The organism is Micromonospora sp. NPDC006431, from assembly GCF_042870725.1.
Taxonomy (GTDB): Bacteria; Actinomycetota; Actinomycetes; order Mycobacteriales; family Micromonosporaceae; genus Micromonospora.
This window is the reverse complement of the sequence record NZ_JBIAHQ010000001.1, coordinates 699,887-721,559: the sequence shown is the minus strand read 5'-3', so window position 1 is coordinate 721,559 and position 21,673 is coordinate 699,887. Positions and strand designations below refer to the sequence as shown.

Here is a 21,673-nt window from a genome sequence, read left to right as displayed (position 1 = left end):
GGCCGGGGGGGGGGGGGGCGGTGTGGGGGGGGGGGCGGGGCCTGGCGGCCCCCCCGGGGGGGCGGGCCAAAACCCCCCCCCCCCCGGCCCCCCGGGGGGGCCCCCCCGGGGGGGGGGCCCCGCGCCGTTCGCGTTGACCGCCTCTGTCCATGGTGGGCCGGGTCACGTCATCCGTACGCCGGTTGAGCTGCACGAGGCGAATCTGACAGATAGGTTGAACTGGTGCCGGTCGTAGCGTTCGCCCCGTCCCTCTGGGCGGCGACGCTGCGCACCCTGCGCGAGCTGACCCAGGTGGCGGTGACCGCACTGGCGCTGGTCGTCGGCCTCACCGGTCCGGCCGCCGCTGCCGCGGCCACCGGCCCCGTCGGTCCAGACGCGACGTACCGTCCGGCGGCCAGCCTAAACACCGACCTGGAGCCGGTCGACGCGCCCACCCCGGGCATCCTCGTCGATGCCGGGGCGGCCGCGACCGGTGCGTGGGCCGTCGACACCAGGCCGGCCGCCGCGCCGCACTCCTCGGCTGGTCACCCACTCGCGGCGGCGGCCCCGCCGGCTCCCGGCGTGGCGGCACGGCTCGTCGACGGCGATGCCGCGACGCCGCGCCCGCACGTCGCCGTGGCCGCCGCGGACCCCGACCGCGAGCCGATCGCCCGGCGCGGCCCACCCCGCGCCTGATCCCACCGGCCGCCCGCGCGGCCCTCGATGAGTCCCCCCCCACCCCCAACGGGTACAGCCGCAGCGCGCCCTTCCCGCGCCAACGGCGTTCCTCCGCCCGGCCCCGGGCCCAGATCCTGAATTTCGAGTTCCACCACGAGGTGCTGGTGATGCAGACCGTCTTCTCCACCGTCCTGCCCGACGTTCCCCAGGCCGCCGGAATCTGGCTGGCCCTGCTCGCCGTGGCGGCGATCGTGGTCGCCGCCCTGATCGTCCGCCCGGACCGGTTCCGGTCGGCGCTCGGCGACCGGATCAGTGCGGCAGCCATGCCGAGCAGCCTGGAGCTGGCCGAGGAGGCCCGCGAGCGGGCCCGGTACGCGCAGGAGGTGAGGGTGGCGGCGGAACGGGCGGCGACCACCGCCGAGCGGCGGCGCGCCGAGTGGCTGGCCGCCCAGGAGGAGGTCGAGGAGGCGTGGCGGGCGTACGAGGCGGCGGAGCGGGACGTCTGCCGGCTGGCCGCCGCTGCCACCCTGCCCCTGCCGCGGACCGACCGGACCCCGGCCGAGTACGCGGACCGGGAGCGCTGGCTGCACCGGGCGGCACTGGACGCGCAGTGGCGCAAGGAGATCACGGTGGAGCAGCTCAGTGACATCCTCGGACACCACGGCTGGGACCCGCGCCGTCATCCGGTGGAGCAGGAACTGCTGCTGCGCCGGCTGATCCGGGACAACCTCCGCGCCCGGCACCAGGCCGCCCGGGAGCGGGAGCAGGCCGCCTGGCGGGCCGCCGAGCTGGCTGCCGCCGCCGTGCGGAGCCTGCGCGACGAGGCGTACGCGGCGACCGGCCCCGCCCCGGAACCCCAGTCGCTGATCTCCACCGTGGACCTCACCGCGGTGGAGATCACCCGGGAGCTGCCCGCGGCACGGGGCGGGGAGCCGGCCCGCGGGGCCGGACCGGTGGCCCGGGGGCGGGCGGCGGTCCCGGCGTACTGACGCCGGGCGGAGCTGGCCCGGCTCGGCTAGCGTGACCTCGTGTCCCGTGAGAGCTGGGTGCTGGTCGTCCTCGCCGGTCTCGTGGCGCTGGCCACGTTGGTCGGCGCGATACTGCTCGCCGTCCGGGTGGTCCGCACCCGCCGGCTGCTCGGCGCGCTCGGGGTCGGCGGCAAGGTCGCCTTCTACGGCGCGCTGATCTACGCGATCCTGCCGGTGGACCTGCTTCCCGACCCGATCTACCTGGACGACATGGGCGTGTTGGCGGGTGCCCTGTTCTATCTGGGCCGGTTGGCCGCCCGGCACCGCGCGGCGCAGCGCGGGCTGCCCGAGCAGCCGCCGTCTCCGCCGGGGCCGGGTCGCCTGCGCCGCCCCGTGTCATGATCGGCACCGGGCCGGCGGTCGGCCCGGGTTCGGCGCACCGAGGACTGGGGCATGGCGGGTGAACACCGGTTGCAGCCGGACGACGAGCGCGTGACGAGGTTCTTCCAGGACCGGCACCTCGCCACGCTGACCACGCTGCGGCCGGACGGCACACCGCACGTCGTACCGGTGGGGGTCACCTTCGACCCGGTCGCCGGGCTGGCCCGTGTCATCACCTCGGGCACCTCGGCCAAGGCGCGGCACGTGGCGGCAGCCGGCACGGCGGGCGTACCGGTGGCGGTCTGCCAGGTGGCGGGCCGCTGGTGGCTGACCGTCGAGGGGCGGGCGGTGCTGCGCCGCGACCCCGCATCTGTGGCCGAGGCCGAGCGCCGGTACGCCGAGCGCTACCGCCCGCCGCGGCCCAATCCGCAGCGGGTGGTCATCGAGATCACCGTGACCCGCCTGATCGGCAGCCTCCCCGCCACCACCTGACCCGGGCCGCCCGCCAGCCACCCGGACCACCGGCCCGCCCGGATCCGACCCGACTGGGCGGCCTGTCCGGTTCGGGGTGAGCAGGGCCACCTGGATGGCGGAATCGCCTGCCCCTGCTGCTCGTTGCATCTCCCGTACGACCGAGCAGGACGGCCCGACGGACGAAGGCCCCGGGCTCACGGTCGTGTGCGCCCCCGGTCAGCGCCGTGGGCCGTGGGACCCCGGCACGCCGGCTTTCCCCGAGAACGGCCGAGCGCCACTCCTGGTGCTGCGTCTCCCCGGAGACGTCAACCCCCCGAATGGAGCTTCGACATGAACTCGATCTTCCGTAACAGCATGCTGTCCGTCGCCGGTCTCGTCATGTCCGGCGGGATCGTGGCCGGTCCGGCCGTGGCCGCCCACGCCGCTCCCGCGCAGGCCAAGCCCGTCGGCGCGGCGAGCGCGGACAAGGGCAAGGGCAAGGGCAAGGGCGAGCGCCGCGCCGGGTACGAGTACCAGGCGCAGCCCAACTTCTACTACTGCGGCCCGGCGTCGACCCGGATCGCGCTGTCAGCCGAGGGCAAGTCGGTCAGCCAGGACGAGCTGGCCCAGAAGCTGGGTACGACCGTGAACGGCACCGACTCGGCGATCGACATCACCCGGGTGCTCAACGAGTACACCGGCGGCAAGTACAAGACCACCGAGATCCGGGACAACTCGGCCACCAAGGATCAGGTCGAGCAGTTGCGGGCCGACGTCAAGGCCGCGGTGGACCAGGGTCGCCCGGTGGTCGCCAACATCATCGGCAGCGCCGTGGACGTCGACGGGGTCGCGCACAGCTACACCGGCCACTACCTGACGGTGGTGGAGTACAAGGACGACGGCAACGCCGTGCTGATCGCCGACCCGGCCAGCCCGGGCGAGCCGGAGTACTGGATGAACGTGGCCGACCTGGCCAACTGGATCGCCAGCCGCGGCTACAGCTCCTGACCGAGCGGCATGAAAGGCCGGTCTCCCCGAGGGGGGGCCGGCCCTTGGCCGTGCTCACGACCGGTGCACGAGGCCGGCTCGGGCCCGGCCGGCACACGCCGTTAGCATGTGGCCGTGCCGCGGCCGGTGATCTTCGACCTCTTCCACACCCTCGTCGACGGGGCGAACTCCGAACGGGACCGGGTGGTCGGCGAGATGGGCCTGATGGTGGGGGTGCCGCCGGAGGCACTCGTGGCCGCGTACCACGCCACCTGGCGGGACCGGATGACCCGATGGGACGTCGCGGAGACGGTCCGGATCCTCGCCGGACGGCTCGGCGGGACGCCGACCGAGGACCAGGTGGCCCGCGCCGCGGCGCATCGCCGGAAGCTGGCTACCCGGGTGCTGGCCCGGGTCGCGCCGGAGACCCTCGCCGTGCTGGACGCGCTGCGCGCCGACGGCCACCCGATCGGCCTGATCAGCAACGCCACCGCTGAGACCGCCGAGGCGTGGCCGTCGAGCGCGCTGGCCCGCCGCTTCGACGTCGCGGTCTTCTCGTGCGAGCTGGGCGTGGCCAAGCCCGAACCGACGATCTACCGGACGACGGCCGAGCGGCTGGGCGCCGACCCGACCGACTGCGTCTTCGTCGGCGACGGGGCGGACGGCGAGTTGGCCGGCGCGGCGGCGGTCGGCATGACGGTGATCCGGACGACCGAGCACAACGACACCGACCCGACCTGGGACGGGCACGCCCTCGCCACCCTGGGCGAGCTGCCCGCCCTGCGGCGGGGCTGATCAGCCCTCCGGGGCGATCCGCCGGGAGTTCTCCACATCGGACACCACGATCGCCTCCATCGGGCAGGACTCGGCCGCGTCGAGCACCGCGTCCGCGGGGACGATCCGCTCGGCCAGCGGCCGGGACAATCCGTCGACCAGGACGAAGTGCTGGGGAGCCACTCCCGCGCAGATCCCCGACCCGATGCACCGGCTGGGATCCACGTGCAGTCGCCACTCCGCCTCCGACACGGACTCCACCTCGCTCACGGTCCCTCCCCCTTCGCCGTCGTCGCTCCGCTCACCAGCCCACCGGCATCGCCACCAGGCCACGCACCAACAGGCCGCTCTTCCAGGTCAGCTCCTCCTCGGGTACGGCCAGCCGGAGCCCCGGCGCCCGGTCGAGCAGGGTCTCCAGGACCACCCGCAGCTCCATCCGGGCCAGCTGGGCGCCGAGGCAGTGGTGCACGCCGTGCCCGAAGCCGAGGTGCGGGTTGACCTCCCGGGCCAGGTCGAGCCGGTCGGCGTCGGGGAAGACGGTCCCGTCCCGGTTGGCCGACGGGATGGAGACCACGACCGGCTCACCCGCCCGCACCAGCACCCCGCCGAGTTCGACGTCCTCGGTGGCGTACCGGGCGAAGGCGGCGGTCGCGCCGAGCGGGATGAACCGCATCAGCTCCTCGACGGCCGTCGCCACCAGCTCCGGCCGCCCACGCAGCGTGTCCCACGCGCCGGGGGTGGTCAGCAGGACGTACATCATGTTGGGGATCTGGGTGACGGTGGTCTCGTGCCCGGCGGCGAGCAGCCCCGCGGCGAGCATCACCATCTCCTCCTCGCTGAGCCGGTCCGCGTGCTCGTCGCGGGCCCGCACCATGGCGCTGAGCAGGTCGTCCGCCGGCTCGACCCGCCGCCGCGCGACCAGCCCCGCCATGTACGCGAGCAGGCTGTCGAGGTAGTGCTGGACGAGGCCCGGCTCCAGCGAGGTGGTGGAGACGATCGCCTCGGACCAGGTGTGGAACTTGTCCTGATCGGACACCGGCACGCCGAGCAGGTCGCAGATGACCCGGATCGGCAGCGGGGTGGCCAGGTACGCGACCAGGTCGGCCGGCTGCCCGGCGGCGAGCATGCCGTCGACCAGTTCCTCCGCCACCGCCCGGGTACGGGGGCGCAGCTCGTCCACCCGGCGCGCGGTGAACGCCTTGGCCACCAACCGGCGCACCCGGGTGTGGTCCGGCGGGTCCATCGACAGGATGCCGGTCTGCTGCTGGTGCGGGGTGTTGCGGGGCTCGTCGCGGCCGGTGGCCGCCGCCCGGCTGAACCGAGGGTCGCCGAGCACGGTACGTACGTCGACGTGCCGGGTGGCCAGCCAGGCCGCCCGACTGCGGATGGTAGCGAGATTGGTCGATGAAGGCCAGCGGGTCTTCCCACCGGCCCGGACACGCCGCTCCCCGGCCATCCCCTGGACGGCCCGGGAGCGAGGACGCGGTCAGCGGTTGCGGTCGCCCTGGTTGATGCGCCGCTCCGCCGCCTGCTCGCCCTGCTGGACCTGCTTGTCGTACCGGTCGCCGGTGCGCTGGTCCGCCTCCTGGCCGGCCTTCTGGACAGCCTCGTCGGCTTGCTTCGGATGCTTCTTGGCCTCGTCCTGGGCCTTGTCCATGAAGTCACGCACGTCCGAATCTCCTCTCCTCCGTCCATGCCTTCCCGGCGACCGGAGGCACAAACTGGTGCCCGCGGCCGCCCGTCAGGCGGGGTGCGGGGTGCGGAGGTGAGTGGTGAACCAGGTACCGGCCTGGTCGGCCACCTGTTCCAGGGTGCCGGGCTCCTCGAACAGGTGGGTGGCGCCGGGGATGATGCGGAGTTCGGCCACCTCCCCCAGCTGGGCCTGCGCCTGCTCGTTGAGCACGATGACCTGCTCGTCCAGACCGCCGATCAGCAGCAGGGTCGGGGCGCGCACCGCCGACAGGGAGCCGCCGGCCAGATCGGGCCGACCGCCGCGGGAGACCACGGCGCCCACCTGCTCGGGGCGCGCCGCCGCGGCGACCAGGGCGGCGGCCGCCCCGGTGCTGGCGCCGAAGAGCCCGATCGGCAGCCGGCCCAGCGTCGGCTCGGCGCCCATCCAGTCGACGATGGCGGCCAGCCGCCCGGCGAGCAGCCCGATGTCGAAGCGCAGCTCGGCAGTCCGCGCGTCCAGTACGTCCTCGTCGGGGGTGAGCAGGTCGACCAGTACGGTGGCGAGCGACCGGTCGTTGAGCGTGTGCGCCACGGCCGTGTTGCGCGGGCTGTGCCGCGAGCTGCCGCTACCGTGCGCGAAGAGCACCACGCCGACCGCGCCGGACGGCACGATCACGTCCGCCGGCAGCCCGCCCTCGACCATCGGGATCGTCACCTCGCGCGTCTCCATGCCCCACCTCCGCCACCCGCATACCCCCACCCGCCCCGCCCTCACCTCCCACCCTGCCGCGCCCACCCACCCGCCACCCACCGCGACGATCATGAGGTTGGCCGCCGAGAAAGCGCTCCCCGACACCTCATGATCACGCGGGTGGGGGGGTGGCGGTGTTGCCTTGACGTCGGCGGCAAGGTTTAGCGTGGCGAACAGGGCGGGCGAGGGAGGTCGGATGCGCATCGGTGAGCTGGCGGAACGCGCCGGTACGAGCACCCGGACCCTGCGGTACTACGAGACCCGGGGGCTGGTGCGGCCACGCCGCTCCGCCAACGGCTACCGGATCTACGACGAGGCGGAGCTGCGCGTCGTCCACGAGATCCGGACGCTGCTGGCGGTGGGCTTCGGCCTGGACGACATCCGACCCTTCGTGGCCTGCCTGCGAGCCGGCAACAGCTCCGGTGACGTCTGCCCGGATTCGGTGGCCGTGCTGCGGCGCAAGCTCGCCGAGGTGGACGACTATCTCGACCGGCTCGGCGCGGTCCGCCGACAGCTGCACGACCAGCTCGCCCACGCGATCGCCCAGCGGGAGGAAACATGCCTCAGGACACGGCCCACGGCCGACTGACCACGGTCACCGACGAGACGTTCGCGGCCACGGTGCTGGCCGGCGACCGGCCGGTGGTGGTCGACTTCTGGGCCGAGTGGTGCCCACCGTGCCGGACGGTCTCCCGGCACCTCGCCGAGCTGGCCGAGGAGTTCGGCGACGCGCTGCGCTTCGTCACGCTCAACTCGGACGAGAACCCGGAGACCACGCGCGCGTACCAGGTGATGTCGATGCCCACCATGCTGGTCTTCCGGGACGGGCAGGTGGTCGGCTCGATCGTCGGTGCCCGGCCCAAGAACCACCTGCGGCTGAGCTTCGGCCGGCACGTGGCGGGCTGGCAGCCGCCGGCCTGAGCCGCCGTTTGCCGCCGGGCCGATCGGGAAGGCGCGGAGTGACCACGGACCGGCGCAGCCGCGCCCCGACCGATCGCGAGGATCGTCATGGCACAGCAGGACAGGTCCCGGCAGCAGGCCGCCGAACAGAAACGCCGCGAACAGGACGCCCAGCGCACCCGGGAGTGGGCGGACGAGGCGGCGCAGGCGCGTACCGCCGACGACCCGCGGGCGATGTCGCCCCGGGACGCCGCCGGCCGGCCGTCCAACGGCCGCCAGTTCTGACGTACCCGAGTTCGACTGCTCCAGGTCGCGGTGCGGCTGACGCCGGGCCGCGACCTGGAGCAGGGTTCCGGCCCCCGCAATGCGGGGGCCGAGACGTCTCAGGCGAAGTGTTCCGGCAGGTGCAGCAGGGGCGCCCGGCCCGGCGGCTGCTCCGGCGGCGGACCGGACGGGTGGGCCGGCGGCACCGGCACGGTGACCGGCTGTTCGCCGGTGACCTGGATCGTCTCGCCGTGGTGGCGCAGCTCCAGCACGGTGTCCGGGCCGGCGTGCCGCAGCGAGTACGTCGTCTGGTGCGGCCGGACGTCCACCCGCAACCGGATCGACCGCCACTGCATCGAGAACTCCAGGCGACTGAGCCGGCTGGACAGCCGGGGCGAGAACGAGAGCGTCCCGTCGTGGTCGCGCAGCCCGCCGAAGCCCGCCACCAGGGCGATCCAGGCCCCGGCCAGCGAGGCCATGTGCACCCCGTCGCGGGTGTTCTCGTTGAGGTCGTGCAGATCCATCAACGCGGCCTCGCGCAGGTAGCGGTGGGCCAGCTCCGGGTGGCCCACCTCGGCCGCCATCACCGCCTGGGTGCAGGCGCTCAGTGAGGAGTCCCGGACCGTCCGCCGCTCGTAGTAGAGGAAGTTGCGCACCTTCTCCTCGCCGGTGAACGCGTCACCCCGCCAGTGCATGGCGAGCACGAGATCCGCCTGCTTGATGACCTGCTTGCGGTAGAGGTCGAAGTACGGGTAGTGCAGCAGCAGCGGGTACTTCTCCGGCGGGGTGTGCTCGAAGTCCCACTCCTGCAACCGGGTGAAGCCCTCCACCTGCTTGTGCACCTGGAGTTCGTCGTCGTACGGCAGCTGCATGGCGTTCGCGGCGTCCCGCCAGGCGGCCGCCTCCTCGTCGGTGACCCCGAGGTCGAACGCCTGGTCCCGGTGGCGCATCGCGCAGTCGGCGGCGGTGAGCAGGTTCCGCTGCGCCATCAGGTTGGTGTAGATGTTGTCGTTCTTGACGGCGGTGTACTCGTCGGGGCCGGTCACCCCGTCGATGTGGAACCGCCCGTACCGGTCGTGGTGGCCCAGCGAGCGCCACAATCGGGCGGTCTCCACCAGCAACTCCAGCCCGATCTCCCGTTCCGTGCCTTCGTCGCCGGTGGCGAGCACGTAGCGGCGCAGCGCGTCGGCGACGTCCGCGGCGATGTGAAACGCGGCCGTCCCGGCTGGCCAGTACGCCGACGACTCCGGTCCCTCGATGGTCCGCCAGGGGAACGCCGCCCCCTTGAGGTTCAAGGTGCGGGCCCGCTCGTGGGCCTGCGGCAGCGTCGAGTGGCGCCAGTAGAGCGCGTCCCGCACCGCGTTCGGCTGGGTGTACGTGAGCACCGGCAGCACGAACATCTCGGTGTCCCAGAACGCGTGCCCGTCGTACCCGGGGCCGGTGAGTCCCTTCGCGGAGATCGGCCGGCGTTCGGCCCGGGCACCGGCCTGGAGCACGTGGAAGAGCCCGAAGCGGACCGCCTGCTGCACCTCCGGGTCGCCCTCCACCCGCACGTCGGCGGCGTCCCAGAATTCGTCCAGGTATTCCCGCTGCGCCCGGCGCATCCCGTCCCAGCGGTCCAGCCGGGCGGCCGCCAGGGCCGCCCCGACCTGGTCGCGCAGCGCGGGCAACGACCGCTTGCTGGACCAGCCGTACGTCAGGTACTTGACCACCCGCAGCGTCTCGCCCGGTCTGAGCACACAGCCGATGGTGGTGCGGACCCAGTCCTCGTACCCCTCGGACTCGATCGTGGTGCGCTCCGGGCCGCTCACGTCGTGCGCCATCTGGGCGGCCACCCGCAGTCCACTGACCTTGGTGCGGTGGATCAGCAGGCCGCCGTCGTCGGTGGTCAGCTCCTCCTCGGCCTGCAACGGCGACTCCAGCACGGCGGCCACCCGCGGGTCGCGGCTCTGCGGCGGCAGGGTCTCGTTGGCCACCAGCTCGGACTGGAGGATCAGCCGCATCGGCTCCCCGACCGCCTCGACCTCGTAGTTGATCGCGGCGACCGAGCGCTGGGTGAACGACACCAGCCGGGTGCTGCGGACCTTGACCTCCCGCCCGGCCGGCGACCGCCAGTGCACCTCGCGGTGCAGGGTGCCGGCCCGCAGGTCGAGGATCCGCTCGTGGGAGAGGAGCTCGCCGTAGCGAACGTCGAGCGGTTCGTCGTCGACGAGCAGCCGGATCAGCTTGCCGTTGGTGACGTTGACGATGGTCTGACCGGACTCGGGAAAGCCGAAACCGGCCTCCGCGTACGGCAGCGGCCGCAGCTCGTAGAAGGAGTTGAGGTAGGTGCCGGGCAGTCCGTGCGGCTCGCCCTCGTCCAGGTTGCCGCGCAGCCCCACATGCCCGTTGGACAGGGCGAAGACCGACTCGGACTGGGCCAGCACGTCCATGTCGAGCCGCACCTCGCGGACGTGCCACGGCTCGACCGGATATGCGCGCTCCCGGATCATCGGGCCGGCTCCGTCATCAGCTCGGCCAGGTCGGTCACCACGACGTCGGCGCCGTGGGCGCGCAGTTCGTCGGCCTGGCCGACCCGGTCGACGCCGACCACGTATCCGAAGTCGCCGGCCCGGCCGGCGGCCACGCCGGCCAGCGCGTCCTCGAACACGGCCGCGTTCGCCGGTGGCACGCCGAGCAGTTCCGCCCCGGCCAGGAACGTGTCGGGGTACGGCTTGCCGCGCAGCCCCCGCTGGCGGGCGACCAACCCGTCCACCCGCGCCTCCAGCAGCCGGTCCAGCCCGGCCGCCGCCACCACCGCCTGGCAGTTGGCGCTGGCCGAGACGACCGCCCGGCGGAGCCCGGCCCGGGCCGCCGCCTCCAGGTAGCGCACCGAGCCCTCGTACACCTCGACCCCGTCGGTGCGCAGCCGCTTGAGCAGGATGACGTTCTTGCGGTTGCCCACCCCGTTGACCGTGTCCGCCTCCGGCGGGTCGTCCGGCGTGCCCTCGGGCAGGCTGATCCCGCGGGAGGCCAGGAAGGATCGCACCCCGTCGGCCCGCGGTTTGCCGTCGACGTACCGGTTGTAGTCCGGCCCGGGGTCGAAGGGGCGGAACGGCTCGCCGGTGGCCGCGGAGCGTTGCCGCAGGAACGCGTCGAAGGTCTCCGCCCAGGCTGCGTTGTGCACCTTGGCGGTCTGCGTGAGCACACCGTCCAGGTCGAAGAGACAGGCGGTCACGTTGGCGGGTAAGCCCAGCACGGTACGAATCTATCCACCGAACCGGCCAGGCAAACCCGATTCGGGCGTCAGCGGTTCGGGCGGAGCGTCCAGGTCACGGTCAGCACCGAGGTGGTGGTGCCGTCCTCGGTGCCGATCTCCACCTCGACCGGGAACTCCGGCCGCTGTCCCGCGTCCAGCTCGGCGAGCACCTCCGCCGGGGTGCGTCCCAGCCGCGCGGTGGCCAGCACCGGACCCAGGGCGACCTTTTGGTACGCGATGGTCGCCGTCACGGCCAGCGGCACCGCCCGGTCGAGCACCTGCCCGAACGCGGCGAGCACCACCGCGCCGGAGGCGGTCTCCCCGAGGGTGAACATGGCCCCGGCGTGCGGGCCGCCGACGTGGTTGTGGTGCTCCGGGAGGTCGGGGAGCCGGACGACCGCGCGTACCCCGCCGTCCGCCTCCGGCGCCACCTCGACGAATTCGATACCGAGCGTGCGGGCGAACGGCACGGCCTCCAGCAGACCGGCCGCCAGCTGGCGAGAGTCGATGGACATGCCCGCACGCTACTCGTCGGTAACTTCGCCGGCAAGAGCGGCCGAGCCCCCGGTCTATGCGGTGGGATGCCGCTCAGCCCCGCTGCGCAGCACACAGAACTCGTTCCCCTCGGGGGCGGCCAGCACGACCCAGCCGCTGCCGTCCGGCTCACGTCGATCGGCGACGACGGTGGCACCGAGCCCACGGACCCGCTCGACCTCCCGGTCGCGCAGGACGTCCGGTTGCAGGCAGATGTGTACGCGGTTCTTCACGGTCTTCGGCTCCGGCACCCGCTGGAAATAGAGCCTCGTGCCATCGGGGGGCTCGATGACGAGTTCCTCGTCGTCGGGCGCGAACTGCGGGTCGACGGGGCAGTCAAAGACCTTGGCCCAGAACTGCGCCAGCTCGTACGGGTCGGCACAGTCGAACGCGATGTTGCGGATGGCAATCCCCATCCCGACACCTTCCTGCGGCGCGGAGAAGCGGTCAACTCAATACGCCCCGGCCCGCACCGCTCCTCGGCTTGATCGACTCCACTTCGGCGACGTCGCGGTGTCTCCGCCCACGGTTAACCCCACCTCGGCGACCTCGCGGCCCAAACCTGGGGAGCTGGCGTCAGCGCCAGCCGACGTCGATGCGGTCGCCGCGCTCGTCGAAGAAGTGCAGCGCGTCCATCCGCACCTGGACCGCCAGCGGATGCCCGGCCGACACCGCCGGGTACGGGGCCAGCCGGACCGCCAGTTCCGCCGGGCGGCGGTGGTGCCGGCCGGGGTCGGTGAGCACGCTGGTCCGGTTCACGCCGCTCGGCGGCGCGGAGATCGGGGCGTCGCCGGCCCGTCCGGTGAGGCGCTGCATCACCTGGCCGAAGCGGCGCGGGCCCCGCTGGCCCGGCTCGCCGGTCTCCACCGGGGTGCCCATCTCGTCCACCACGATCGCGGTGGCACCGATGTCGAGGAAGGCGAGCGACTCGTGGCCGTGGTGTTCCAGGTAGCGGATCCGGCCCTGGAGCACGTGGCCTGCGCTGCCGGGGGCGACCGGGGTGAGCCCCTCGGCCCGCATCCCGACCACGATCCGCTCGCCGTGGTAGTGCGCCACCGCCCGGGAGCGGATGTCGTCCCAGGGCAGGTAGAGCGACTGGTCGCCCAGGCTCAACGCCACGTACCGGTCGAGGTGGACGTAGACCGACGCCTCCAACAGGTTCATCCGGGGACTGCCGAGGAACGCGGCCACGTAGAGGGTGGCCGGCCGGCCGTACACCTGGGTGGGGGTGCCCACGTCCTGGAGCACGCCCTTGCGCATGATGGCGACCCGGTCGGCCATGGTCAGCGCCTCGGCCTGGTCGTGCGTGACGTAGATGGTGGTGACGCCCAGCTCGCGGGTCAGCCCGGAGATCTCGGCGCGCAGCTCGGCCCGCAGGCCGCTGTCCAGGTTGGAGAGTGGCTCGTCCATCAGGAACAGCCCGGGGCGGCGGACGATCGCCCGGCCCATCGCCACCCGCTGCCGCTGGCCGCCGGAGAGCTGGCTGGGCTTGCGGCCGAGCACGTCCGCGATGCCGAGCGCGCTCGCCACGTCCTGGATCCGCTCCCCACGTGGGGCCTGGTCGACGCCGGCCAGCCGCAGCGGGAAGCCGATGTTGTCGCCGACGGTCATGTGCGGGTAGAGCGCGAAGTCCTGGAAGACCATGGCGATCTTCCGGTCCCGGGGCGGCAGGTCGTTGGCGACCTCGCCGTCGAGCATCACCGCGCCCGAGGTCGGGTCCTCCAGGCCGGCCACCATCCGCAGGACGGTGGACTTGCCGCAGCCGGAGGGGCCGAGCAGCACCATGAACTCGCCGTCATTGACGTCCAGATTGATGGTGTCGACCGCGACTGTCCCGTCCTGGAACACCTTGGTGACATCCTTGAGCGCGACGGTGGTCACCGTCTCCTCCCCAGCTCGTCGGACGAACCCGGGAATGACTGTGACCAAAATCATCGAATCCGCCCATCGGGTAAACGTGTGATGTTCGGCTCGTGACCGTCCTATTAAGGCGTTCGGAAGCGGTTTCAGGCCGGCTCGTCGAGGAAGACCCGGCGGACCACCCGCTCGGCGGCGTGGCCGTCGTCCAGCGCGCAGAACCGGGCCCGGAACCGCTGCCGGGCCTGCTCGGCCTCCGCGCCGCGCACCGCGCCGGAGCGGAACACGTCGAGCAGGGCCGGGAAGTCGAGGGCCACCGCGCCCGGCGGCTCGACGAGCACGTCGAGGTAGACCCCCCGGGCCACCCGGTACGCGTCCCAGTCGGGGGCGTAGACGACGATCGGCCGGTCCAGCACGGCGTAGTCGAACATCGCCGAGGAGTAGTCGGTGACCAGCACGTCCGCGGCGAGGTACAGGTCCTCGACCCGGTCGTGGTCGCTCACGTCCAGCACCCCGTCGGCGAACCGGCCACGCGGACGCCGGTCCCGGTCGTGGAAGTAGTGGCTGCGCATCAGCAACCGGCCGGACGGGCCGAGCACGGCGCGCATCCGGTCCGGGTCGAACGGCGGCCGCCAGCCGGGCAGGTGCTCCCGGTGCGTCGGCGCGTAGAGCACCACGAACTCGTCGGGGCCGATGCCCAGCCCGGCCCGGGCCCGGCGGCACTCCGCCGGGGTGGCCGTGGCCAGCCGGTCGTTGCGGGGGTAGCCGACCTCCAGGGTGGTGTACCCGGCCGGGTAGGCCCGCTCCCACATCTGCGTCGAGAAGCTGTTCGAGCTGACGCTGTAGTCCCAGCGGTCCACCCGGCGCAGCAGGTCGGCGAAGTCCATCTCCATCGCGCCCATCGGGTACCGCTGCTGGTCCAGCCCCATCACCTTGACCGGGGTGCCGTGGTGCGTCTGCAGGTGCACCGAGCCCGGTCGCTTCCGGACGAAGTCCGGGAAGTTCACGTTGTTGACCAGCCAGCGGGCCCGGGCCAGCACCCGGTAGTAGGCCCGGGTGCCGGCGACCACGTACTCCACCCCGGGCGGGAGGGTGTCTACCCGGTCCCGCCGGACGATCCACACGCCGCGTACCTGGGGGGCGAGGCGGCGCGCGGCGGCGTAGATGGCGGCCGGGTTGCAGGCGTACCCCCGGTACCAGTACGCGGCGTAGACGGCGAGGCTCGGGTCGAGCGGCCGGCGTAACTCGACCCGGTAGTACTCGCCCAACGCGGCGTCCCGAGCCCGGCCGGCGGTCCGCCGCGCCACCGGCAGCACCCGCCGCCGGGCCCGGCGCGCCGAGCGCCGCGCGGTCTCCTCGGCCTGGTGGGCACCGCGCAGCGCGCTGAACGTACGCCATCGCCCGGCCGCCACCAGTCGGTGCTTGAGCCCTTCCACGCCGGGTGGCACCGGGTAGCCGCCGGGCGGCCGGAGGCGCACGTAATCGTCGTGGATCTGGGTGAAGAAGGCGGGCCGCAGCTCGGGGGCGATCCGCGCGCCGTTGCCCAGCACGGTCAGGTAGTGCCAGATCATCCGCTCGAAGACCGCGGGGCGCAGCGGTTCCGTCTCCGGCCCCCACCGGTCCATCAGCCGGAACACCCGATGCCACTGGGCGAACACCTCGAAGTGCCGATCGCCCCGGGTACGGGTGATCGCCCCGGTCCGGCGCTGCCGGTAGTTGAGGCAGACCCGGTCCAGCACGCCGATCCGCTCGGCCGCCATCAGCACCGGGTAGCTGAACGAGACGTCCTCATACCAGCCGGGCGCGAAGCGCAGCCCCCGCTCGACCAGGAGCTCCCGCCGGACCAGCTTGTTCCAGGCGGTGTGCAGCAGGCCCAGCGTCTCCGGCCGGTCGCGCAGCCGGAACGACGCCTCGCCGGGCGGCTCGGGGAACACCTCGCGCATCGCGCTGCGGGTGCCGAGGTTGTTCCAGTGCGCCCGGACGTGGTCGACGATCAGCACGTCCGGGCGGGTGGCCAGCAGCCGGTCGGCCACGTGCGGCAGGCAGCCGGGGACCAGCCAGTCGTCGCCGTCGACGAACCAGACGTACGTGCCGGTGGCCCGGTCCAGCCCGGCGTTGCGGGCCGGACCGAGCCCGGCGTTCTCGGCGAGCCGGACCGGCCGGACCCGGGGATCGCGCTCCGCGTACTCGGCCAGGATCTCGCCGGTGTGGTCCGGCGAGGCGTCGTCGACCCCGATCACCTCGAGGTCGTCGTACGGCTGGTCGAGGATCGAGTCGAGACACTCCCGCAGGTAGCCCTGCACCCGGAAGGCCGGTACGACGAAGCTGAGCAGAGTCATCCCGGCCGGCCCTCCGTCAGCCCGGCGAGCGGTCACCCCCACCCACCGGGACCGGCGTGCGTCGGGCGCGGGCCGGCAGGACCACCCAGGCGAGGACCACGCTCGCGACAAAAACCACGAGAAGGTACGCACCGAGTGTAACCAGACCGATACTCGCGTATCCGACGAACGCCGCCACCGCCAGCAGCGCCGACCGCCCCTCCCAGCCGAGCGTGGCGGGGTGCAGCGGCGGCGCCACCTGCCGCTTCTCCAGCCGGGCGGTCAGGTCGTAGTGGTGCAGGGTGAGCACGAAGACGTACCCGAAGATCAGCCAGGCGGGCGCGCCCCCGGCCACGCCGGCGGCGATCGCGAACAGGTATTCCCCGGCCCGCAGCGCGGCCGGGACCAGCCAGTCCAGCGGCCCGTCGTGCGCCGCCCGGGCACCGAACCCGGCGACCAGCAGCACCAGCAGCCCGACCGGCACCGCCCAACCCGGCAGCCGGTGGCCGGCGTGGACGGTCGACAGCGCCCAGAGCAGCAGCACCGCCGCGCCGAGCGCGCCGAGCACCGCCACCACCAGCGGACCGCGCACCACCGGCAGCGTCCGGGCCAGCGGCCCGTCGTCGCGGTGCAGGGTGCGGTCGACCGTCGCCATCACCGGCACCCGCATCCAGCGGGCCCGCAGGGTCCGCAGCGCCCCGGTGTACGCGAACGCCAGCGCCCCCCAGGCCAGCACCGCGCAGAGCGCGACCAGCGGGCCGAAGATCGCGGCGGTCACCGCCATCAGCGCCCACCGCTCGCCGATCGGGAAGACCACCGTCCGCTTCAGCCAGTACGACACCGAGCCGGTGTCCGCCTGCACCTTCGTCGAGGCGGCGTTCAGCTTGCCGCCGATGCCGCCGGCCTCCCCGGCCGCCGGGCGGGGCCGCCGGGCCGCCTCGTCGTGCAGCACGCCGTACCAGGTGTCGGTCATGTGCCGCACGGTCTGCAGGGTCATCGCGGCGATGGCCAGCGCCCAGCCGTAGCGGAAGCCGGCGTGGGTGGCGCCGTAGCCGAGGCCGGCGTAGACCACGTACTCCTTCGCCCGGTCGGCCATGGTGTCCAGCCAGCCGCCCCAGGCACTGAACTGCCGGGTGTAGCGGGCCAACTGGCCGTCCACGCAGTCGAGCACGAAGCCCAGGTAGAGCAGGACCGCCCCGGCGACCAGCGCGGGCCGCCCGCCGACGCCGAAGAGCACCGCGGCGGCCACCGCGAAGGCCACCGAGATCATGGTCACCGCGGTCGGGCTGAGCCGCAGCCGGGCCGCAGCCTTCGTCACGTACGGGGACCAGGTGCTGACGAAGAACGTGGTGAAGAAGTCGTCCCGCTCCTTCACCGACAGCCGCAGCTCGGCCCGGTCCTCGTCGACCGCCTGCACGGCCGCCTCGGCCGCGCCCAGCTCGGCGGCGGTGCCGACCCGGTGCGCCACGAGCAGGCGTACCCGGTGGACGAAGATCAGCGGGCCGCACGCCGCGAGTTCGGCGAAGAGCCGGTCCACCGCGGACGCCGGTCCGCCCTCGGCGCCGGCGACCGCCTGCGCGGCGGCGGCGAGGGCCGGCAGGTCGTTCGGGCCGACCCGCAGCGCACCGCCGAACACGCCGGTCGCGTCCGCCAGGTCGCCGGCCGCCACCACCTGGCCGCGCTCCTCCCGGACCGTCGCCTGCCCGTCCCCGGGCGGGTCGGTGAGCACCAGCGCCACCGCGGGGCCCACCGGGCTGGTCGCCAGATGCCGGAGCACGGCCGTGTGCGCCACCAGGTCGGCCCCGCTGACCAGCACCGGGCCGCTGGCGCCGGCCACCAGCGAGGCCAACTCGAGCAGGTCGGCGGCCACCCGCACGTCGCTCGCCCCGGCCCGCCGCCACTGCCCGGCCAGCCGGTCGACGAGGCGCTCCCCGGCCTCGGTGGTCAGGCCCGCCGCCGGGTCGGCGGCGAGCACGATCGCGAGGGTCACCGCTGCGCCGCGCTGGCGTACGCGTGCAGCGCCTCGTCGATGGTCCCGTCGACGGTCAGCCGCCCCGCGTCGAGGTAGAGCCCCCGACGGCAGAACCGGGTGAGGTCCTTTTCGTTGTGTGACACCAGCACCAGCGTGCGCCCTTCCGCGAGAAGTCGCTCGATGGTCGCATAGCACTTCGCGCGGAACTCCGCGTCCCCGACCGCGGTCACCTCGTCCACCAACAGGATGGGGTGGGGCAGGTGGGCGATGACCGCGAAGCCCAGCCGCACCTTCATCCCCGACGAGTAGTGCCGGACCGAGGTGTCGATGGACCGCTCGACCTGCTCCCCAGCGAACGACACGATCTCGTCGAAGTGCCGCCGCAGGTAGCCGGTCGACAGCCCGTGCAGCCCGCCCACCAGGTACAGGTTCTCCCGGCCGGTCAGGTCATTGGAGAAGCCCGCGGACAGCTCCAGCAGCGGGGCCACCTCGCCGCGTACCCGGATCCGGCCCTCGTCCGGGATCAGCACCCCGGCGATCAGCCGCAGCAGGGTGCTCTTGCCGGTGCCGTTGCGACCGACCACGCCGACCGTCTCGCCCGGCTGGATCCGGAACGACACGTCGCGCAGCGGCCAGAACTGGCCGGCGTCCGAGTTCCGCCCGCCCCGGTGGATCAGCAGCTCCCGCAGCCGCAGCTGGCGGCGCCGGTTCCGGACGAACCGGATGCCCAGCCCCGCCGCCTCGATGATGGCCGTCATGTCGCCTCGATGCGGGCCGTCATTCAGAGTTCCTTGAGTACGGCCGGTTCCAGCCGGCGGAACGACCACCAGCCGACCGCCAGCACCAGCACGCTGCCCACCACGGTGATGGTGAGCAGCCGGGCGTCGGGGAACTGGTCCGGATACCAGATCGCGTGGTGCAACTGGAAGATGCCGACCAGCGGGTTCAACTCGTAGAGGAGCTTGACCCAGGCCGGCATGCCCGAGCCGCGGACCAGGCCGAGCGGGTAGATGATCGGGGTGGCGTAGAAGAGCACCCGGATGATCAGCCGCATGAAGCGCTCGATGTCGCGCATCAGCACGTTGAGCGCCGACAGCAGCAACGCGATCCCCGCCAGCAGCACGAACTGCACCGACACGGCCAGCGGCAGGGCGAGCAGCGTCCACCCGACGTGGATCTTCCCGTGCATCGCGTAGACCGCCGCGATGCCGGCCAGGATGGGCAGGCCGGCGGCGTACTCGGCGAACCGGCCGGTGACCCGGCCGATCGGGAAGACCTGCCGGGGCACGTTCATCGTGGTGATCAGCCGAGCCTGTCCGGTCAGCGCGTTCGTCGCCTCGGCGAGCGCCGAGCTGGCCCACATCCAGGCGAAGATGCCGGTGACCAGGAAGAGCGGGTACGACCCGGCCGCGTCGCCCAGGTGCCCCCGGGTGGCGCCGGAATAGAGCACGCCGAAGACGAACCAGTAGATCAGGCCCATGCCGAGCGGCTCGATGAGCGACCAGAAGTAGCCCAGCACGGACTGCTGGTACTTCACCGCGAGGTCCCGCTTGACCAGGATGCGCAGCGAGTTGCGGGCCGACCAGAGCGCGGCGACGCCTGTCGTCACCGTCCCATCCTCACCCTGACCGGCGTCCGCCCGCAGGGCTACCGGTCGGGTCACCCCTTCGGGTTCAGCACTCGATCACGTTGACCGCGAGGCCGCCTCGCGCCGTCTCCTTGTACTTGACCTTCATGTCCGCGCCCGTCTCCCGCATGGTCTTGATGACCTTGTCCAGCGAGACGGCGTGCACCCCGTCACCGCGCAGCGCCAGCCGGGCGGCCGTGATCGCCTTGATGCTGGCCACCGCGTTCCGCTCGATGCACGGGATCTGCACCAGGCCGCCGACCGGGTCGCAGGTGAGCCCGAGGTTGTGCTCCATACCGATCTCGGCCGCGTTCTCCACCTGGGCGGGAGTGCCGCCCAGCGCCTCGGCCAGCCCGGCCGCGGCCATCGAGCAGGCCGAGCCGACCTCGCCCTGGCAGCCGACCTCGGCCCCGGAGATCGACGCGTTCTCCTTGAACAGCACCCCGATCGCGCCGGCGGCGAGCAGGAAGCGGACCACGCCGTCCTCGGAGGCGCCCGGCACGAACCGGGTGTAGTAGTGCAGCACGGCCGGGATGATCCCGGCGGCGCCGTTGGTCGGGGCGGTCACCACCCGCCCGCCGGCCGCGTTCTCCTCGTTCACCGCGAGCGCGAACAGGGTGACCCAGTCCATCGCGCGCAGCGGATCGGTGGCGTCGGCCTCCGCCTCCAGGCTCCGGCGCAGCTCGGCCGCCCGGCGGCGGACCTTCAGCCCGCCCGGCAGGACGCCGTCCCGCTCGCAGCCGCGGGTGACGCAGTCCCGCATCACCCGCCAAATCTCCAGCAACCCGGCCCGGACGTCCGCCTCGCTGCGCCAGGACAGCTCGTTGGCGAGCATCACCTCGCTGATCGACAGGCCGTTGCCGGTGGTGACCGCCAGCAGCTCCGCGCCGGTCAGGAACGGGTACCGGACGCGGGTGCTGTCCGGCTTGATCCGGTCCGCCCCGGCGGCGGCCTCGTCGACCACGAACCCGCCGCCGACGGAGTAGTAAGTCCGTGCCCTGATCACCGCGTCGGCCGCGTCGTACGCCACGAAGGTCATCCCGTTCGGGTGGTACGGCAGCGAGCGGCGGCGGTGCAGCACCAGGTCCCGGTCCGGGTCGAAGTCGATCTCGTGGGTGCCGAGCAGGCTGAGCCGGCGCTCGGCCCGGATCCGCTCGACCCGCGGCCCGACCGAGTCCGTGTCGACCGTCTCCGGCGCCTCGCCCTCCAGCCCGAGCAGCACCGCGCGGTCGCTGCCGTGGCCGTGTCCGGTGGCGCCCAGCGAGCCGAAGAGCTCGGCCTGCACCCGGGCGGTGTCGGTGAGCAGCCCGTCCGCCTTGAGCCCGGCCACGAACGTGCGGGCGGCGCGCATCGGCCCCACGGTGTGCGAGCTGGACGGCCCGATGCCGACGCTGAAGAGGTCGAAAACACTGATCATGGCTGCACTTTCCTCGCCGTCGTACCCGAGTGCGGGTCCGGCCCGGTGGTGCCGGCCCCGGTCCGGGGACGGCGGGCGGCACCCGGGGTGTGGGCGCCCGACCGGCGAGCCTACCCGCCCAGGTCAGCCCCGCCCGCGACCCCGTACACCGCCACCCTGCACCCCGGCCCGTCTCCCCCACGTCACCGCGCCCTCGCGCCGCGCGCCTCGCGGCCTCGCGCCTCGCGCCTCGCGCCTCGCGCCTCGCGGCCCCGCGCCCCGCGCCCCGCACCCCGCACCCCGCGCCCCGCGCCCCGCGCCCCGCGCCCCGCGCCGAGATCGTGCTCGATCCAGGAAGTAGTGCCTCGGCGCGACCGGGATGGCACTCGATCCAGGATCGAGCACGCTCTTCAGCGATCCGCGCCCGGTGTGCGGTGCCGCGCCGCCAGCGAGCGCAGGCAGCGGCCGCCCGGCGAAGCACGCTCGGCCAGACGTGAGTGGCGGACCCGCCAGCGAGGTCGTTGCCCGGCGTGGGTCGGCGGGACCCGGCGGGGTAAGCACCTACGGGTGCCCAGGCCACCGATCCTCCTCGGGGCCGAGGGCGCGGCTCCCACCCGTTCCTAGCGTGGAATCAGCGCGGCGGATCCGCCGCAGAGTGGGAGTACGACGATGAGTCGCAAACTGGTCCGGCCCCGCCAGGGGCGCATGCTCGCCGGTGTCTGCGCCGGCCTGGCGCAGCGGTTCGGCATGTCGGCCGGGTTGGTCCGGCTGCTGTTCCTGCTGTCCCTGCTGCTGCCCGGCACCCAGGTGATCATCTACCTGATCCTCTGGATCCTGATGCCCAACGAGGACCGCTACCTAGCCCCCACCCGCCACTGACACCCCACCCCGCCACCGCCCGCCCGGGCGGCGGCCCGGCCAGCAA

The 21,673-nt window shown here is 73.3% G+C and carries 24 protein-coding genes; 10 read left to right on the top strand and 14 right to left on the bottom strand.

Annotated features, from left to right (window positions below; genetic code table 11):
* The first annotated feature begins 222 nt into the window (after positions 1–222).
* The 6 genes from ACFYM6_RS03545 (at position 223) to ACFYM6_RS03520 (ending at position 4,241) form a co-directional block, all read left to right on the top strand.
* Positions 223–675 (top strand): hypothetical protein, encoded by a 453-nt coding sequence (locus tag ACFYM6_RS03545; protein ID WP_387271813.1) that lies wholly within the window; start codon positions 223–225, stop codon positions 673–675.
* A 149-nt stretch (positions 676–824) separates the two neighbouring features.
* Positions 825–1,646 (top strand): hypothetical protein, encoded by an 822-nt coding sequence (locus ACFYM6_RS03540; RefSeq protein WP_387271811.1) that lies wholly within the window; start codon positions 825–827, stop codon positions 1,644–1,646.
* Positions 1,647–1,685: 39 nt separating this feature from the next.
* On the top strand, positions 1,686–2,027 hold the full coding sequence (locus ACFYM6_RS03535; protein WP_073839134.1) for a YkvA family protein: 342 nt from the start codon (positions 1,686–1,688) through the stop codon (positions 2,025–2,027).
* 51 nt (positions 2,028–2,078) lie between these two features.
* Positions 2,079–2,498, top strand: a complete 420-nt coding sequence (locus tag ACFYM6_RS03530; protein ID WP_387271809.1) for a pyridoxamine 5'-phosphate oxidase family protein — start codon at positions 2,079–2,081, stop codon at positions 2,496–2,498.
* A 312-nt stretch (positions 2,499–2,810) separates the two neighbouring features.
* On the top strand, positions 2,811–3,467 hold the full coding sequence (locus ACFYM6_RS03525; RefSeq protein WP_387271807.1) for a C39 family peptidase: 657 nt from the start codon (positions 2,811–2,813) through the stop codon (positions 3,465–3,467).
* A 114-nt stretch (positions 3,468–3,581) separates the two neighbouring features.
* Positions 3,582–4,241 (top strand): HAD family hydrolase, encoded by a 660-nt coding sequence (locus ACFYM6_RS03520; protein WP_387271805.1) that lies wholly within the window; start codon positions 3,582–3,584, stop codon positions 4,239–4,241.
* Here the strand turns inward: ACFYM6_RS03520 and ACFYM6_RS03515 are convergent, their stop codons facing one another.
* The 4 genes from ACFYM6_RS03515 to ACFYM6_RS03500 all read right to left on the bottom strand — a co-directional run bounded on the left by ACFYM6_RS03515 (position 4,242) and on the right by ACFYM6_RS03500 (position 6,621).
* Positions 4,242–4,490, bottom strand: a complete 249-nt coding sequence (locus ACFYM6_RS03515; RefSeq protein WP_387271803.1) for a ferredoxin — start codon at positions 4,488–4,490, stop codon at positions 4,242–4,244.
* A 31-nt stretch (positions 4,491–4,521) separates the two neighbouring features.
* Positions 4,522–5,556: a cytochrome P450 gene (locus tag ACFYM6_RS03510; protein ID WP_387271801.1), complete on the bottom strand. Its 1,035-nt coding sequence runs from the start codon at positions 5,554–5,556 to the stop codon at positions 4,522–4,524.
* Positions 5,557–5,706: 150 nt separating this feature from the next.
* Positions 5,707–5,889 (bottom strand): antitoxin, encoded by a 183-nt coding sequence (locus tag ACFYM6_RS03505; RefSeq protein ID WP_387271799.1) that lies wholly within the window; start codon positions 5,887–5,889, stop codon positions 5,707–5,709.
* Positions 5,890–5,961: 72 nt separating this feature from the next.
* Positions 5,962–6,621: a dienelactone hydrolase family protein gene (locus ACFYM6_RS03500; protein WP_387271797.1), complete on the bottom strand. Its 660-nt coding sequence runs from the start codon at positions 6,619–6,621 to the stop codon at positions 5,962–5,964.
* A 217-nt stretch (positions 6,622–6,838) separates the two neighbouring features.
* Here ACFYM6_RS03500 and ACFYM6_RS03495 point away from each other — a divergent pair, with 217 nt between their 5' ends.
* The 3 genes from ACFYM6_RS03495 to ACFYM6_RS03485 all read left to right on the top strand — a co-directional run bounded on the left by ACFYM6_RS03495 (position 6,839) and on the right by ACFYM6_RS03485 (position 7,827).
* Positions 6,839–7,231, top strand: coding sequence for a MerR family transcriptional regulator (locus tag ACFYM6_RS03495; RefSeq protein ID WP_387271795.1), 393 nt, complete (start codon positions 6,839–6,841; stop codon positions 7,229–7,231).
* Positions 7,201–7,563: a thioredoxin gene (trxA, locus tag ACFYM6_RS03490; RefSeq protein WP_387271793.1), complete on the top strand. Its 363-nt coding sequence runs from the start codon at positions 7,201–7,203 to the stop codon at positions 7,561–7,563. The genes ACFYM6_RS03495 and trxA overlap by 31 nt, the downstream gene beginning before the upstream one ends.
* An 87-nt stretch (positions 7,564–7,650) precedes the next feature.
* Positions 7,651–7,827 carry a hypothetical protein gene (locus ACFYM6_RS03485; RefSeq protein ID WP_357442208.1) on the top strand — a complete coding sequence of 59 codons (177 nt, stop codon included), beginning with the start codon at positions 7,651–7,653 and terminating at the stop codon, positions 7,825–7,827.
* A gap of 98 nt (positions 7,828–7,925) precedes the next feature.
* On the opposite strand, the gene ACFYM6_RS03480 is transcribed toward ACFYM6_RS03485, so the two are convergent.
* The 10 genes from ACFYM6_RS03480 to ACFYM6_RS03435 form a co-directional block, all read right to left on the bottom strand.
* Entirely contained in the window at positions 7,926–10,298 is a 2,373-nt protein-coding gene (locus ACFYM6_RS03480; protein ID WP_387271791.1) for a glycoside hydrolase family 65 protein, read from the bottom strand.
* A complete protein-coding gene (locus tag ACFYM6_RS03475; protein ID WP_387271789.1) occupies positions 10,295–11,044 on the bottom strand; it encodes an HAD family hydrolase in 750 nt (249 codons plus the stop codon). Before ACFYM6_RS03475 ends, ACFYM6_RS03480 begins: the two co-directional genes overlap by 4 nt.
* Positions 11,045–11,091: 47 nt before the next feature.
* Positions 11,092–11,559 (bottom strand): DUF4442 domain-containing protein, encoded by a 468-nt coding sequence (locus tag ACFYM6_RS03470; protein ID WP_387271787.1) that lies wholly within the window; start codon positions 11,557–11,559, stop codon positions 11,092–11,094.
* A gap of 54 nt (positions 11,560–11,613) precedes the next feature.
* Positions 11,614–11,994, bottom strand: coding sequence for a VOC family protein (locus tag ACFYM6_RS03465; protein ID WP_387271785.1), 381 nt, complete (start codon positions 11,992–11,994; stop codon positions 11,614–11,616).
* Between the two features lie 160 nt (positions 11,995–12,154).
* A complete protein-coding gene (locus ACFYM6_RS03460) occupies positions 12,155–13,459 on the bottom strand; it encodes an ABC transporter ATP-binding protein (RefSeq protein WP_387271783.1) in 1,305 nt (434 codons plus the stop codon).
* Positions 13,460–13,584: 125 nt separating this feature from the next.
* Entirely contained in the window at positions 13,585–15,774 is a 2,190-nt protein-coding gene (locus tag ACFYM6_RS03455; RefSeq protein WP_387271781.1) for a CDP-glycerol glycerophosphotransferase family protein, read from the bottom strand.
* 16 nt (positions 15,775–15,790) lie between these two features.
* Positions 15,791–17,743 (bottom strand): DUF5941 domain-containing protein, encoded by a 1,953-nt coding sequence (locus ACFYM6_RS03450; RefSeq protein ID WP_387271779.1) that lies wholly within the window; start codon positions 17,741–17,743, stop codon positions 15,791–15,793.
* Entirely contained in the window at positions 17,740–18,483 is a 744-nt protein-coding gene (locus ACFYM6_RS03445; protein WP_073839119.1) for an ABC transporter ATP-binding protein, read from the bottom strand. The genes ACFYM6_RS03450 and ACFYM6_RS03445 overlap by 4 nt, the downstream gene beginning before the upstream one ends.
* 23 nt (positions 18,484–18,506) lie before the next feature.
* Positions 18,507–19,334: an ABC transporter permease gene (locus ACFYM6_RS03440; RefSeq protein WP_387271777.1), complete on the bottom strand. Its 828-nt coding sequence runs from the start codon at positions 19,332–19,334 to the stop codon at positions 18,507–18,509.
* Between the two features lie 64 nt (positions 19,335–19,398).
* Positions 19,399–20,769: an L-serine ammonia-lyase gene (locus ACFYM6_RS03435; RefSeq protein WP_387271775.1), complete on the bottom strand. Its 1,371-nt coding sequence runs from the start codon at positions 20,767–20,769 to the stop codon at positions 19,399–19,401.
* A gap of 648 nt (positions 20,770–21,417) precedes the next feature.
* On the opposite strand from ACFYM6_RS03435, the gene ACFYM6_RS03430 reads away from it, so the two are divergent.
* Complete coding sequence (locus ACFYM6_RS03430) at positions 21,418–21,627, top strand: PspC domain-containing protein (protein ID WP_073839116.1); 210 nt, start codon at positions 21,418–21,420, stop codon at positions 21,625–21,627.
* The last annotated feature ends 46 nt before the right edge of the window (positions 21,628–21,673 follow it).